This is a genomic window from Stutzerimonas stutzeri (assembly GCF_024448715.1).
Lineage (GTDB): Bacteria > Pseudomonadota > Gammaproteobacteria > Pseudomonadales > Pseudomonadaceae > Stutzerimonas > Stutzerimonas stutzeri_AR.
In genome coordinates, this window is the sequence record NZ_JAMOHZ010000001.1 from 265,545 (window position 1) to 279,885 (window position 14,341).

Annotated in this window: 10 protein-coding genes; 8 read left to right on the forward strand and 2 right to left on the reverse strand. The window is 61.5% G+C overall.

Annotation, left to right across the window (positions count from 1 at the left end; translation table 11 throughout):
• Positions 1–3 precede the first annotated feature (3 nt).
• The 6 genes from treZ (at position 4) to NAV33_RS01210 (ending at position 10,595) form a co-directional block, all read left to right on the forward strand.
• Positions 4–1,809: a malto-oligosyltrehalose trehalohydrolase gene (treZ, locus tag NAV33_RS01185; RefSeq protein ID WP_255976075.1), complete on the forward strand. Its 1,806-nt coding sequence runs from the start codon at positions 4–6 to the stop codon at positions 1,807–1,809.
• Entirely contained in the window at positions 1,799–3,877 is a 2,079-nt protein-coding gene (gene malQ / locus NAV33_RS01190; protein ID WP_255976077.1) for a 4-alpha-glucanotransferase, read from the forward strand. The genes treZ and malQ overlap by 11 nt, the downstream gene beginning before the upstream one ends.
• Positions 3,874–6,687: a malto-oligosyltrehalose synthase gene (locus tag NAV33_RS01195; RefSeq protein ID WP_255976079.1), complete on the forward strand. Its 2,814-nt coding sequence runs from the start codon at positions 3,874–3,876 to the stop codon at positions 6,685–6,687. Before malQ ends, NAV33_RS01195 begins: the two co-directional genes overlap by 4 nt.
• Entirely contained in the window at positions 6,684–7,067 is a 384-nt protein-coding gene (locus tag NAV33_RS01200) for a DUF2934 domain-containing protein (RefSeq protein WP_255976081.1), read from the forward strand. Before NAV33_RS01195 ends, NAV33_RS01200 begins: the two co-directional genes overlap by 4 nt.
• Positions 7,068–7,163: 96 nt before the next feature.
• Complete coding sequence (glgX, locus tag NAV33_RS01205; protein WP_255976083.1) at positions 7,164–9,314, forward strand: glycogen debranching protein GlgX; 2,151 nt, start codon at positions 7,164–7,166, stop codon at positions 9,312–9,314.
• Between the two features lie 423 nt (positions 9,315–9,737).
• Positions 9,738–10,595: a M23 family metallopeptidase gene (locus tag NAV33_RS01210; RefSeq protein ID WP_255976085.1), complete on the forward strand. Its 858-nt coding sequence runs from the start codon at positions 9,738–9,740 to the stop codon at positions 10,593–10,595.
• A gap of 3 nt (positions 10,596–10,598) precedes the next feature.
• Here the strand turns inward: NAV33_RS01210 and NAV33_RS01215 are convergent, their stop codons facing one another.
• Both NAV33_RS01215 and NAV33_RS01220 read right to left on the reverse strand, forming a co-directional pair.
• Positions 10,599–10,880, reverse strand: coding sequence for a DUF2218 domain-containing protein (locus NAV33_RS01215; RefSeq protein WP_255976087.1), 282 nt, complete (start codon positions 10,878–10,880; stop codon positions 10,599–10,601).
• Between the two features lie 30 nt (positions 10,881–10,910).
• Positions 10,911–11,741: a DODA-type extradiol aromatic ring-opening family dioxygenase gene (locus NAV33_RS01220; protein WP_255976089.1), complete on the reverse strand. Its 831-nt coding sequence runs from the start codon at positions 11,739–11,741 to the stop codon at positions 10,911–10,913.
• Between the two features lie 98 nt (positions 11,742–11,839).
• Here NAV33_RS01220 and NAV33_RS01225 point away from each other — a divergent pair, with 98 nt between their 5' ends.
• Positions 11,840–12,760: a LysR family transcriptional regulator gene (locus NAV33_RS01225; protein ID WP_255976092.1), complete on the forward strand. Its 921-nt coding sequence runs from the start codon at positions 11,840–11,842 to the stop codon at positions 12,758–12,760.
• 311 nt (positions 12,761–13,071) lie between these two features.
• A complete protein-coding gene (locus tag NAV33_RS01230; RefSeq protein ID WP_255976094.1) occupies positions 13,072–14,337 on the forward strand; it encodes a zinc-dependent alcohol dehydrogenase in 1,266 nt (421 codons plus the stop codon).
• Positions 14,338–14,341 lie beyond the last annotated feature (4 nt).

Sequence of the window (14,341 nt, forward strand, 5' to 3'; positions counted from 1 at the left end):
TCAATGCAAAGCAGGCCTGCCCGCAATGGGCAACACGGACCGGTGTTACTCGATGATTCCCGTACCCGGTTCAGGCTCTGGGCACCCGACGCGCAAAGCGTAAGCCTGGTGCTAGACGGCAGCGAGGCGCTGCCCATGCACGAAGGTGAAGATGACTGGTACAGCATCGAGGCGGAGGCTGGAGCCGGTACGCGTTACAGCTTTCTCATCGACAATGAATTGCAAGTGCCTGACCCTGCGTCGCGCGCGCAGTCAGGCGACATACATGACCCCAGCGTGGTCGTCGATCCCGACGCCTATCAATGGCGCAACCGCGACTGGCTGGGCCGGCCTTGGCACCAAACCGTTCTCTACGAACTGCATGTCGGGGCTTACGGCGGCTATGCGCAAATCGAGCAACGTCTACAAGCATTGGCCGAGCTCGGCGTTACCGCCATCGAGCTGATGCCGCTTGCCGAATTTCCCGGTGATCGCAACTGGGGCTATGACGGCGTGCTGCTTTATGCGCCCGAGGCTTCCTACGGGACGCCCGAACAGCTCAAGCATTTGATCGACACCGCGCACGGTCTTGGCCTGATGGTCTTCATCGATGTGGTCTACAACCACTTCGGGCCGGACGGCAATTACCTGCACCGTTACGCCAAGCACTTCTTCCGTCACGATCAGCAGACGCCATGGGGCGACGCCATCGATTTCCGCCGCCGCGAGGTGCGCGACTTCTTCATCGACAATGCACTGATGTGGCTGATGGAATACCGTTTCGACGGCCTGCGCATGGATGCCGTCCACGCCATTCCTGATCGCACCTTCCTCACCGAACTGGCCGAGCGCGTACGCGCCGAAGCGGAACCCGGACGCCATGTGCACTTGGTGTTGGAGAACGAAGACAACCGCTCCAGCCTGCTTACCCAAGGTTTTACCGCGCAGTGGGACGATGACGGTCACAACATTCTGCATACGCTGCTGACCGACGAAAGCCAAGGCTACTACGCCGATTACCATCAGGACTCGACCAACAAGCTGGTCCGCTTTCTCGGTGAAGGCTTCATCTATCAAGGCCACCAAAACCGCCGCGGCGAATCGCGTGGCGAGCCCAGCGGGCATCTCTCCCCAACGTCATTCGTGCTGTTTCTGCAGAACCATGACCAAACCGGCAATCGCGCGTTTGGTGATCGGCTGATCGGCCTCACCGATCCCGATGCCTTGAAGGCAGCGACCGCCGTTCTGTTGCTCTCACCGATGATTCCGCTGCTGTTCATGGGCGAGGAATGGGGAGCGCGCGAGCCGTTCCTGTTTTTCACCAGCCATCACGGCGAGCTGGCCGATGCGGTGCGTGAAGGTCGTCGCGGCGAGTTCGCGGAATTTGCCGAATTCGCTGACGAAACCACCCGTGAACGCATTCCCGACCCGAACGCGGTGGCAACTTTCGAGGCATCCAAGCCCGACTTCAGCAAGTTCGATCAGCCCGAGCACGCCGAATGGCTGGCCTTGTATCGCCAACTTCTGAAAATCCGTCACGAGGTGCTCGTGCCACGGTTGGACGGCTCGCGCTTTCTCGGCGCCGAAGCGCTCGGCGAAGCCGCAGCACTGGCGCGTTGGCAGCTGGGCGACGGCAGCGAGCTGCGTCTGGAACTCAATCTGAGCAGCAACGATATCGTCATTACGCCTGCTTCTGCTGAAGCACGATTGCTGCATAGCAGCCGCCAAAGCGGCGCTGAACAGAGCCCGAACAAGCTGCCGGCGCGCACCGCCAGGATGTGCCTGAACGATGTACCTGACCGACGTACTGGAGAGATGAATGAGCGATGAACGACTAAACCGCCTTGCCCAGGCGGCTGGCCTGTCCATCGATTGGGTCGATGCCGACGGCCGCGACCAGCGGGTGACTTCTGACGTCCTGCACGCAGTGCTTAACGGGTTGGGGCTGAACGCCGACAGCGACGCCGAAATCGAACGCAGCCTAGAGAAGCTCAAGGCTGGCGACAGCGCGTCTAGCCTGCCTCCGTTACTGACGCTCGACCAGGGCGTCGCCTTGGAGTTAGGTCAATATTTCGAGCCGTCCACGCGCTACAGCCTGGAACTGGAAGATGGGCATCGTGACAACGGGACGCTCGATGAGCAGGCGCGCCTTGCTGTGATCGATGTGCCGGGCTATCACCGTCTGGAAATAGCCGGTCAGCACATTACGCTCGCAGTTGCGCCTCACGCTTGCCCCAGTGTCGAGGACGTGGCCGGCCCTAACGCCTGGGGCCTTACCGTGCAGCTCTACGGCCTGCGCCGTCCCGGCGACGGCGGGCTGGGCGACACGTTGGCGCTCGAAGCCATGGCGCGCAACGCCGCTGCGCACGGTGCCGATGCGTTGGGCATCAGCCCGGTTCACGCGATGTTTACCGGTAACAGCAGCCAATACAGCCCCTATTCGCCCTCGAGTCGGCTGTTCTACAACGTTCTGCACAGCGCACCGGAGGCAATACTCGGCGACACGCCGCTGCGCATTGCCATCGACTCATGCGGCCTGGCTGAAGAGCTGCAGCGCCTCGAAAAGCTGGAGCTGATCGATTGGGAGGCGGTGTCCAAAGCCCGCCAATGCCTGTTGCGCACCCTCTATGACGACTTCGCCACGGGCGGTAATGCCCAGCAGGCGGACTTCGACAGCTTCCGCCAGGCAGGCGGCGAAGCACTGGAAAACCATTGCCGCTTCGAGGCCCTGCACGCCAACCTGCTCAGCCCCGAAGGTTACCCGCAACATTGGCGCGACTGGCCGGAGGAATACCGCACGCCGCAAAGTCCCGCGGTTGAGCAATTTGCTAAAGAACATGCCAACGAAGTGAGTTACTACGCTTTTTGCCAATGGTTGATCGCGCGCGGCCTCGAACGCGCCCAGACCGCCGCGCGCAGCGCGGGCATGAAGATTGGCCTGATCAGCGACTTGGCGGTGGGTGCCGACGGTGGCGGCAGTCAAGCCTGGAGCCGCCAGGAGGAAGTATTGGCGGCGCTGAGTGTCGGTGCGCCGCCCGATATCATCAATCGCCAAGGGCAAAACTGGGGCATTTCCGCCTTTTCGCCCTGGGGACTCAAAGCCAACGGCTACCGCGCTTTCATCGAGATGGTACGGGCCAATCTCGCTCACGCAGGCGGCATGCGTATCGACCATGTCATGGGCCTGATGCGCCTATGGGTAATGCCCGCAGGTGCCGGGCCTACGGAAGGCGTCTACCTCAACTACCCCTTCGACGACCTGCTGCGGCTGCTGTCGTTGGAAGCCTGGCGGCGCAATGCAGTGGTTCTGGGTGAAGATCTGGGTACCGTGCCCGAAGGTTTACGCGAAAAGCTCGCAGCACGTGGATTGCTAGGCATGCGCGTGCTGTTCTTCGAGCGCGACAACCATGGCAATTTCAAGTCGCCGATGCAGTGGCCGCGCAGCGCACTGGCGACCTCCACCACCCATGACTTGCCGACCATCCACGGCTGGTGGCAGTGCCACGACATCGACTGGCGTATCCGCGTCGGCCAGCATCAGGAGCATGAGCGCCCCAAGCAGCTTGAAGAGCGCGAGCGCGAGCGTGCGGGCCTGCTTCGCCTGCTGCGCGAATACGCACCGGACATCCAGGGCGACCTTGCCGATCCCGAGGTATTGGCCAATGCCTGCGCAGCATTCCTCGGGCGTACGCCGGCACCGCTGGTGTTGTTTCCGATCGAAGATGCGCTGTGCCTGCTGGAACAGCCGAACATGCCTGGCATCGTCGACACCCACCCCAACTGGCGCCGCCGCTATCCCGGCGACAGCGCATCATTGCTTGACGACCCTGCCTGTGCCCGCCGTTTGAAAATTCTCGCCGACGCCCGCAAGCAGGCCATTGGAAGCGAACATCGATGAGAGACCTTAGCGCCACGCTGCGATTGCAGTTCCATCGCGATTTCACCCTCGACGATGCCACCGCGTTGGTCGATTACTTCGCCGACCTTGGGATCAGTCACCTTTACGCCTCGCCTCTGCTAACCGCACGCCCTGGCTCAATGCACGGTTATGACGTCATCGACCCAACGCGCATCAATCCCGAACTAGGCGGCGAACCCGCCCTCCGCCGTCTGGTCGATGCACTGCGCGCCAAGGGCATGGGGCTGATCCTCGATATCGTCTCCAACCACATGGCGGTTGGCGGCTCCGGTAATCCCTGGTGGCTGGATGTGCTCGAATGGGGCCGCCGCAGCCCTTACGCGCAATTCTTCGATATTCAGTGGAATTCGCCCGACCCGCTGCTCGAAGGCCAGCTGCTGGTTCCATTCCTCGGTAGCGACTACGGCGAGGCGCTGCAGGAGGGCAAGATCCCACTGCGGCTAGACGTCGAAAACGGCGCGCTCTACGCCGAGCATTACGAACACCGCTTCCCGATTACCCCGCCCAGCTACGGCGAGATTCTGCGGCTGACCGACAGTGCTGAGCTGCGCACACTGGCGCAGCACTTCGATGCGTTGAAAACCGAGCCAGCGGCCTACCAGACCGCGCGCCAGTTGCGCGCGGATCTGGCTCGTCTGCTCAAGGACGACGCTACCCGGCAGGTCCTCGAAGACGCGCTCAAGCACTACGACTCCACCACTGAGGAAGGCTTCAAACGCCTGCACGCTCTACTCGAACGACAGAATTACCGCCTCGCCAGCTGGCGTACGGCGGGCGACGATATCAACTGGCGTCGTTTCTTCGACATCAACGAGCTGGGCGGTCTGCGCGTCGAGCGGCCGGTTGTGTTCGAGGAAACCCACGCCAAGATTTTCGAGCTGATCAGCGAAGGCTTGGTCGATGGGTTACGAATCGACCATGTCGATGGCCTGGCCAACCCACGCGGTTACTGCCGCCAGCTGCGTCGTCGGGTCGACCGTCTCAACGCCGCGCGCCCCGCCGAAGCGGCCCAAGACCATGTGCCGATCTATGTCGAGAAGATCCTCGCTGGTGGCGAGCATTTGCATGACGACTGGGGCGTAGACGGCACCACCGGCTATGAATTCATGAATCAGGTCTCGCTGCTGCAGCACGATCCGGCCGGTAAATCGGTGCTCTGCTCGCTCTGGAGTGAAACGGCGGAGCGCCCGTCTGATTTCATGGAAGAAGTTCGTCAGGCGCGCCAACTCGTTCTGACCGGGCCATTGGCAGGCGATTTTGAAACCGTTGCACAAGCCCTGCTGCAGGTTGCTCGCTACGACGTGATGACGCGGGATATCACCCTCGGCGCGATCCGCCGGGCGCTGCTGGAGCTGATCGTTCATTTCCCGGTGTACCGCACCTATATTGGCGCGCACGGACGCCGCGAAGCCGACGAGCCGTTTTTCCAACAAGCTTTGGCTGGTGCCCGCACCACCTTGGGCGAGGCGGACTGGCCCTTACTGGATCTACTCGACCGCTGGCTCGGCGGCGAAAGCCTGCGTTCGTTGCCACCAGGTCCGGCACGGCGAATTCGCCGCTACGCCTGCACGCGTTTCCAACAGCTTACTTCGCCCGCCGCTGCCAAGGCGGTGGAAGACACCGCCTGCTATCGGTCCGGCGCACTGCTGTCACGCAACGATGTCGGCTTCGATCCGCAGACGTTCAGCGCGCCGGTCGATGCTTTTCATACCGAATGCCTGGATCGCGCCGAGCACTTTCCGCGCAATCTGCTGACCACCGCGACACACGACCACAAACGCGGCGAAGACACCCGCGCTCGCATGACGGTAATCAGCGAGCGCGCCGAGTGGTTCGCCACCAAGGTGCGCCATTGGCGGCAGCTCGCGTACGGTCAGCGCCAGGAGCTGGCCGAAGGCCCGGCTCCTTCGGCCGGCGACGAGATGCTGTTGTTCCAGATTCTGGTCAGCTGCTGGCCGCTGGACCTCGCGGCGGACGATCGCGACGCCATGGAGGGGTTCTGCGAGCGCATTATCAAATGGCAGGAAAAGGCGATCCGCGAAGCCAAGCTGCGCAGCACCTGGACAGACCCCCACGGCGATTACGAAGGCGCCTGCCAGCAATATCTGCGGGCGTTACTGCTTGGTGATGAGTGCAGGACGCTACGCGCCGATATCGCCGCTGCCGCGGCCGAGCTGGCGCCGGCCGGGGCCTTGAACAGCCTGACCCAAGCGCTGCTGCGGATGACGACGCCCGGCGTGCCGGATCTCTATCAGGGTACCGATTACTGGGACTTCAGTCTGGTCGATCCGGACAATCGCCGCCCGGTGGATTTCGACCGGCGTCGCGCCACCTTCAATTTGCAGGCGCAGCCGGCCGAGCTGCTAGCGAGCTGGCAAGACGGTCGCATCAAGCAATGGCTGGTCGCTCGTACCTTGAGGTTGCGCCGTGCCCAACCGCGCCTGTTCACCGAAGGACGTTATCTGCCTTTGAAGGTCGAAGGCGAGCACGCCGATCAGCTGATCGCCTTCGCGCGCGAACTGGATGGGACTTGGCTGATTGTTATCGCCGCGCGGCTTGCAAGCGGTCTACTCGGCGACAGTCGTACGCCACAAATCCCGGCAGAGCGCTGGGGCGACACCCGCGTGCAAATGCCCGATGCGCTGAGCGGTCATGCGCTGGAGCGACTTTTTGACGGAATGACAGTCACACCCAAACAAGCGGGTCTGAGTGCGACAGAGGTTTTGCAGCATCTGCCCTTGGCACTTTTACAGGTATCAATCAGTTCAACAGGAGAATCAGAACGATGAATAAAGACGAGCAGCGCATCCGCGAATTCGCGTACGACATCTGGGTATCGGAGGGCCGCCCTGAGGGCCAGGGCGAACGTCATTGGGAGATGGCACGCAAACTTGTCGAGGCAGAAAACGGCGCGTCGACTGCCAAGCCCGCGAGCCGCGCCCGCAAGGCCGCCACCAAACCGACTGATGCGACACCTGCAGCCAAACCTGCCAAGGCAGCCAAACCGGCGAAAGACGCTAAGGAGGCCAAGGATGTCAAACCCGCCAAGGCAGCCGCCGCGGCTAAAGGTAGCGCGCGTCCCAAGCCCGCGGCCGGAACCGACGCCGCCGAAGGCACTCCGGAAGGCGTGAAAAAGACTCGCGCACCGCGGGCCAAGAAAGAAGCCTGAACCACATCGCGGCACGCTCCGGACCCACTGGCTCCGGACGGCCGCGGCGTTCCATCGTCCTGCACAGCATTATCAAGAGTTGCCATCGGAGATTTCATGAGTAGAAAAAAGCCTGCGGCGCCTCAGATTCTGACCCCGTCGCGTATCCGTGAGGGCCTGCCCTTCCCGCTTGGTGCCACCTGGGATGGGTTGGGGGTTAATTTCGCGATTTTTTCCGCGAACGCCACCAAGGTTGAGCTGTGCCTGTTCGATACCGATGGCGAAACCGAGCTCGAACGTATCGAGCTGCCTGAATACACCGATGAGATCTGGCACGGCTACCTGCCCGATGCCCATCCAGGTCAGATCTATGGCTACCGCGTGCACGGCCCCTACGAGCCCGATGCCGGTCATCGTTTCAACCCCAACAAGCTCTTGATAGATCCCTACGCCAAGCAACTCGTGGGCGGACTGAAATGGTCCGAGGCGCTGTTCGGCTACACCATCGGGCATGCCGATGCCGACCTCAGTTTCGATGAGCGGGACAGCGCCCCTTTTGTGCCGAAATGCAAAATCATCGACCCGGCCTTCACCTGGGGCCATGACCGTCCGGTACAGGTGCCTTGGGACCAAACCATCATCTACGAGACCCACGTGCGCGGCTTCACCATGCGCCACCCTTCGGTAGCTGAAGACATGCGAGGCACGTTCGGTGGCTTCAAGACGCCGGAGGTGATCGACTACGTGCGCAAGCTCGGTGTCTCCTCGATAGAGTTCCTGCCGATTCACGCCTTCGTCCAAGACCAACACCTGTTGGAAAAGGGCATGAGCAATTACTGGGGCTACAACAGCATCGCCTTCTTCGCACCGCAACCGCAGTACCTGGCCAGCGGCAAGATCAGTGAATTCAAGGAAATGGTTGCGCACCTGCATAACGCGGATCTGGAGGTCATTCTCGATGTGGTCTACAACCACACCGCCGAAGGCAACGAGCTTGGCCCTACCCTGTCCATGCGCGGCATCGACAACGCCTCCTACTACCGGCTGATGCCTGACGAGAAACGCTACTACATCAACGATTCCGGGACTGGCAACACGCTGGACATGAGCCACCCACGCGTCGTGCAGATGGTCACGGATTCGTTGCGTTATTGGGCCGAAGAAATGCATGTGGACGGCTTCCGCTTCGACTTGGCAACCATCCTCGGTCGTGAGCATGGCGGCTATGACGAGCGCCACGGCTTCCTCGTCGCCTGTCGCCAGGATCCGGTACTCGCCAAGACCAAGCTGATCGCCGAGCCCTGGGATTGCGGGCCGGGAGGCTACCAGGTGGGCCGGTTCCCACCCGGCTGGGCAGAGTGGAACGACCAGTTCCGCGACACCGTTCGTGCCTTCTGGAAAGGCGATGGCGACCAACTGCCAGACTTCGCAGCGCGCCTGACGGGTTCCGGCGATCTGTTCAATCAGCGTGGCCGCCGTCCGTTCAGCTCGGTCAACTTCATTACCGCCCACGACGGTTTCACCCTGAACGACCTCGTGTCGTACAACGACAAGCACAATGAGGATAACGACGAAGGCAACCGTGACGGCAGCAGCAACAACATCTCCTGGAACCACGGCGTCGAGGGGACGACCGATGATCCGGAAATTAACGAGCTGCGCTTCCGTCAGATGCGCAACTTCTTCGCCACGCTCCTGTTCGCTCAGGGCACACCGATGATCGTGGCCGGTGACGAATTCGCTCGCACCCAGCACGGCAACAACAATGCCTATTGCCAGGACAGTGACATCGGCTGGGTCAATTGGGAGATTCCAGAAGAGAGCCGCACGCTTCAGGCGTTCGTGCGCAAATTGATCCGCTTGCGCCAACGTTATCCAATGCTGCGCCGCGGCCGCTTCCTGGTTGGCGCTTATAACGAGGAACTGGGCGTCAAGGACGTTACCTGGTTGGCACCGCACGCCGAGGAAATGAGCGTCGAGCATTGGGAAGATGGTAACAACCGCTGCATGGGCATGCTGCTTGATGGCCGTGCACAAGCAACCGGCATCCGCAGAGCCGGCTCCGACGCGACCTTGCTGATCATCGTCAACGCCCATCACGACGTGGTGAATTTCACGTTGCCGGAAGTGCCTCAGGGCATTTACTGGAATCGCCTGATCGACACGAACAACCCCAACGCCCGGTCCGAACGTTTCGAATTCAATGATGAATACGCCATGACCGGTCGCTCGTTGCTGTTGTTTGAGTTGATCAAAGAAGAGGAATAGCGCCAATCGCGACGCGCCAAGTAATGTCAGAGCCCCGATATCGGGGCTTTGACATTTATACAAGCGCACGCTTGGCGTGAAGCTGTTCACTCAGAAGAAACGCAGCATTATTGAGCAAGGCTGCGGCGTTTTTTTGGCCTGCGTGTTCCCCGCTTTGTAGGAGCGAGGGGGACGTTGTGTCCTTACTGGCGAACCTAGACCACGCAAAGGCTTCGCGAGCAAGCTCGCTCCTACGGGCACAGCCAACATGCCGGTGTTTTGCCTAGAGATCGGGGCAACTCATCCGTTCGGTGGTTCTCGACGTGCGGTAGTGAACCTCGCATTTCGTCTTTAGTCCCAACCCCAGCGCGGCATTCTCGAACCCCGACGGATCTGTCCTGCCGGCCGCAGGCGGGTTGTCCTTTCCGTGACGGATCACACCCTATGGCTTCAATCCGGCTGATCATCGCCTTCGCTCTGCTGTTTCTCTGCTCCGCCACCGCTTTGCCGGCACTGGCCGGTGGCGCCATCACTAACGCGACGCTTCCGGCTGGCAAACCCGGTACCGTTCGGCTACTCGTGAATCGCGTCGGCACCGGCAAGGCAATGGACGTGCGCAACGATACGGACGTGCCGGTTGAAGTGGTGCTGCGCCTGACACACATGGTCAACGTCGCGGGCGTCGGCAAAGGCGTGGTTCGCAAGACAGTGCCAGCACGTACCCGCATGCGCATCGCCACGTTGCGCAAACGCCAATCGGGCTATCCGTTGATGTATCAGCAGTCGTTCCGCTATGCGCTGATCTATTCGCCCGAGCCGGGCAAGAAAGGGTCCGTCGGCGGCCACGCCTATGCGCTGCCGTGGAAAGGCGGTCCGTTCCGTATTTCACAAGGTGCCGGCGGGGACTTCAGCCACAACTCGCCAAAGGGCCGTTACGCCGTGGACGTGGCGATGCCGGTGGGCACGCCGATCACCGCAGCACGCGCCGGTACGGTGCTCAAAGTGCGCAATGGTCAAGGAGGCCGCCTGCCTGATCCAGCCGGCAACTATGTGCGAATTCTGCACGACGACGGCACCCATAGCGCCTACTTGCACTTGAAACGTGGTTCGGTACAGGTGAAAGCGGGTCAGCAGGTGAAGGCTGGCGCGGTGCTGGGTAAATCCGGCAACACCGGACGCAGCACCGGACCGCACTTGCACTTTGTGGTGCAGAAACCCTACGGCGATTCCCTGGTGTCGATCCCCTTCCGCTTCTCCCAGCCGGTCAGCTCATTGCCAAATTTCGCGCGCAACGAGCAATAGCCGTCAGCGCTGCCAATCGAACGTGAAGGTCTCGTCCGATGCCATGCGTTGCAAATGATCGGCGACAACGGTTTCCAATCGCCCCAGCTGCGCTTCGTCCTCGGCCTGAACTTCCGCGCGCAGGCTTCCCTCGCCGGCACGAAGCAGGCACTTCCCCGCACCTAGCGCGATGCTGCCCTGCTGGTCATCGAAGCTGACCTCGAACTTATGGCTCCAGTGTTTGCAAAGACGGCGGATGAGGCGGCTCGGGTTGGATGTGTCGATCTGTACGGTGGAGCTGAGCATGGTGAATCCTCGTTTCGACGGGCTGTACATTCAGCCGAACTGATAAGCCGAAAGCGTCGTATGCATGACGCGATCGGAAAAAATCTTGCGCCCCGGACTGGTCGCACCGGCGCCAGCAGCAACCATCAGCGGCAGCAAATGCTCCTCAGCGCGCGGTGGATGACAAAGCCGTGCGGCGGGCGCCTCGGTCCAATGTTGCAGAGCCGCATCACGTTGCGCGGGCGGAGACGCCACGGCCTCGCTCAACCAGCGATCGAACTCATCCGAGATCGACGCGAAACGCGGATCGCCATAGCCACGCATATTGTGGAAGCTCATACCGCTACCGACGATCAGCACGCCTTCGTCCCTCAAAGGCGCAATAGCACGACCTATGTCCAGGTGCGCTTGGGCATCTAGATCGCGACGCAACGACAATTGCACCACTGGCACCTCTGCTTCGGGAAACATCAGTTTGAGCGGTATGAAGACACCGTGATCGTAGCCGCGCTGTGGGTCCGTGCCGGCTTCGATACCGGCCTCACCGAGCAAGTCGACCAGACGCATAGCCAGCGATGGATTACCTGGCGCCGGGTAGCGCAGCTCGTAAGTGTGCGCAGGAAAGCCACCGTAATCGTAGATGAGCTCGGGATTGGCGCTGGCGGTGACTTTGACTTGCAGTTCCAGCCAGTGCCCGGACACAAGCACGATGGCTCTGGGGCGCTGTGGCAAGGTCGTGGCGATGCCGTTAAGGAACGCCGCCATCTTGTCCCAGGCATCGATAGGGTTCCATTCCATGAAGAAACACGGGCCGGCGCCATGCGGCACGAACAGGGTCGGCATCCGCACTCGGTCTGCCGCGCGCTCTCGATCACTGGTCATGGCTCGCCCTCATTGGTGGAAGGACAGTATGGATTACACTCCGTTTAGCCTGAACAAGGCAAAACGCCTCAACAGTTTCAACTGAGAGTAGGAACTAGATGCTCGACAGAATTACTGGAATGCGTGTATTCGCCCGTGCCGCCAGTGCCGGTAGCCTCTCCGCTGCCGCGCGTCATCTCGGGCTTTCGCCTGCAATGGCGGCCAAGCATGTCGACGCGCTGGAAGCCCGGCTCGGTGTCAAATTGTTCCACCGAAGCACGCGGCGATTGAGCCTGACGGCAGCTGGTAACAGCTATCTAGAGGCCTGCCTGCGTATCTTGCCGGAGATCGATGAGGCCGAAGCCAGCGTTGCTTCGCAGCGGGTCGAAGCCTCAGGATTGCTGCGCATGAATGTGCCCCTGTCATTCGGCACCCGTTTCATTGCGCCGCTGATGCCCCGATTCAGCCGACGCCATCCCGCGGTGAAGGTCGAGTTGGGACTGACCGATAGCCAAGTCGACTTGGTCGACGGCCGCTGGGATCTGGCCGTAAGGATCGGCCGCCTCACTGATAGCCCGTTGCAGGCCAGGCGTTTAGCCGATTGCCCGATGCTTGTCTGCGCCTCACCCGGCTACCTCGCGGAGCACGGTGTGCCGCGTCGGGTCAGCGAACTGACCCAGCACAACTGCCTGGGCTATAGCCTGTCCACGCTGCTCGGCGGTCGCGAATGGGCCTTCGGACCCGCTGCCGAAGTTCGCGTGCGCATCGAGGGCAATCTGGTAGCCAATAACGGCGCGGCACTGGTCGCTGCCGCGGTGGGCGACCAGGGCTTGATCTATCAGCCACAGTTCATCGTCGCCGCGGCGCTGAGCCGGGGTGAGCTGGTGGTGGTGGAACTGGATCAGCCGCCTCTGGGCCTCGGCGGCATCCATGTGGTGTACCCGCCGGACCGCCGCCCACCGGCCAAGGTGCGCGCGATGATCGATTACCTCGCAGACGCCTTCGCTGGCGATCTACCCTGGAACTCACCCCGCGCATAACACCGCTGCGGCTCGATTGGGTATCAGGCCAATCATCGAGCGCTGTCGTTGCGGTGCAAGTTCTAGCCGCGTCCAAGACAGGCCCGCCCACGCCCGGCTGAAAAAAAGATGAACCGTGAAAGCCGCGATCAGTCCGAATGAAGGTGCACCTGCTCGATGTCGCATGCTGCTGGTTTGTTCCACCTGCCAGGGTCTGGCAGCGATTCGCAGGAACGCCCGGTCTGCACTGTGATGGCTGACCGACTCGCAGTTCACCGCCCATTCAGACGATGAAGCCCTGCCCGGCTTGATCGGTCCATTACGGAGTAGCCATGAAAGCAGTCGTTTATCACGGTGTCGGCGATATCCGCCTCGAGGATGTAGCCGAACCCCGTATTGAAGCCCCTACCGACGCCATTGTGCGCATCACCGCCTCGGCCATCTGCGGCACCGATCTGCACTTCATTCGCGGCACCTTCAGCGGTATGAAACCCGGCACGATTCTCGGTCATGAAGCGGTGGGTATAGTCGAAGAACTTGGCGACGACGTGCGCAACCTGCAGGTTGGCGATCGTGTTGTGGTTCCTTCGACAATCGCCTGCGGCAATTGCTCTTATTGCCGCTCGGGCTATTTCGCCCAGTGCGACGTGGCCAACCCTAACGGCAAGGAAGCGGGCACAGCGTTTTATGGCGGTCCATCCGCGACCGGCCCGTTCCATGGCTTGCAGGCGGAAAAAGCCCGTATCCCGTTTGCCAACATCGGCCTGGTCAAGCTACCGCCCGAGATCAGCGATGATCAGGCAATCCTGCTTTCCGACATCTTCCCCACCGGTTATTTCGGCGCTGAGATGGCCGAGATCAAATCCGGCGATACCGTGGCGGTATTCGGCTGCGGCCCGGTCGGCCAGTTCGCTATTGCCAGCGCCAAGCTACTGGGTGCCGGTCGCGTTTTTGCCATCGACCAGTACGAAGATCGCCTGCGCATGGCCCAACATCAGGGCGCCGAGATCATCGACTTCAACCGCGAAGATCCGGTGGAAACGCTCAAGCGGCTCACGGCGGGCATCGGTGTCGATCGGGTGATCGATGCGGTGGGCATCGACGCCGAGCATGGCTGCTGCGGCGGTAAACCGGCCGACGGCGCGCAAGCGGATCAGAGCGGCCAGTGGCAGCCGGGCGACGCGCCGTCGCAAGCGTTGGAGTGGGCTGTGCAGTGCCTGTCGAAGGCCGGCACCCTGTCCATTATCGGGGTGTATCCACCGGATGCCATGACCTTCCCAATCGGCATGGCGATGAACAAGAACATCACCATGAACATGGGCAACTGCCACCACCGCAAATACATCCCGCGCCTGATCGAGATGATTCAGGCTCGGCGTATCGATCCGGCGAAAATTCTCACTCAGATCAAGCCAATGACCGACGTGATAGCCGCCTTCGAGGCGTTCGATCGGCGCGAGCGTGGCTGGATCAAGGTGGAGCTTCAACCACAACGCAGCAGCCCGGCCGGGCCTGGCTCGGAGGAAAACGTGGTGGACAAGGCGATCGCAGATACCTTCCCGGCCAGCGATCCGACCAGCATGCAGAACCCGCGGTAGCAAA

Excerpts from the sequence above, each read along its gene's own strand:
- treZ (WP_255976075.1), top strand. The coding sequence starts at position 4 with ATGCAAAGCAGGCCTGCCCGCAATGGGCAACACGGACCGGTGTTACTC.
- malQ (WP_255976077.1), top strand. The coding sequence starts at position 1,799 with ATGAGCGATGAACGACTAAACCGCCTTGCCCAGGCGGCTGGCCTGTCC.
- NAV33_RS01195 (WP_255976079.1), top strand. The coding sequence starts at position 3,874 with ATGAGAGACCTTAGCGCCACGCTGCGATTGCAGTTCCATCGCGATTTC.
- NAV33_RS01200 (WP_255976081.1), top strand. The coding sequence starts at position 6,684 with ATGAATAAAGACGAGCAGCGCATCCGCGAATTCGCGTACGACATCTGG.
- glgX (WP_255976083.1), top strand. The coding sequence starts at position 7,164 with ATGAGTAGAAAAAAGCCTGCGGCGCCTCAGATTCTGACCCCGTCGCGT.
- NAV33_RS01210 (WP_255976085.1), top strand. The coding sequence starts at position 9,738 with ATGGCTTCAATCCGGCTGATCATCGCCTTCGCTCTGCTGTTTCTCTGC.
- NAV33_RS01215 (WP_255976087.1), bottom strand. The coding sequence starts at position 10,880 with ATGCTCAGCTCCACCGTACAGATCGACACATCCAACCCGAGCCGCCTC.
- NAV33_RS01220 (WP_255976089.1), bottom strand. The coding sequence starts at position 11,741 with ATGACCAGTGATCGAGAGCGCGCGGCAGACCGAGTGCGGATGCCGACC.
- NAV33_RS01225 (WP_255976092.1), top strand. The coding sequence starts at position 11,840 with ATGCTCGACAGAATTACTGGAATGCGTGTATTCGCCCGTGCCGCCAGT.
- NAV33_RS01230 (WP_255976094.1), top strand. The coding sequence starts at position 13,072 with ATGAAAGCAGTCGTTTATCACGGTGTCGGCGATATCCGCCTCGAGGAT.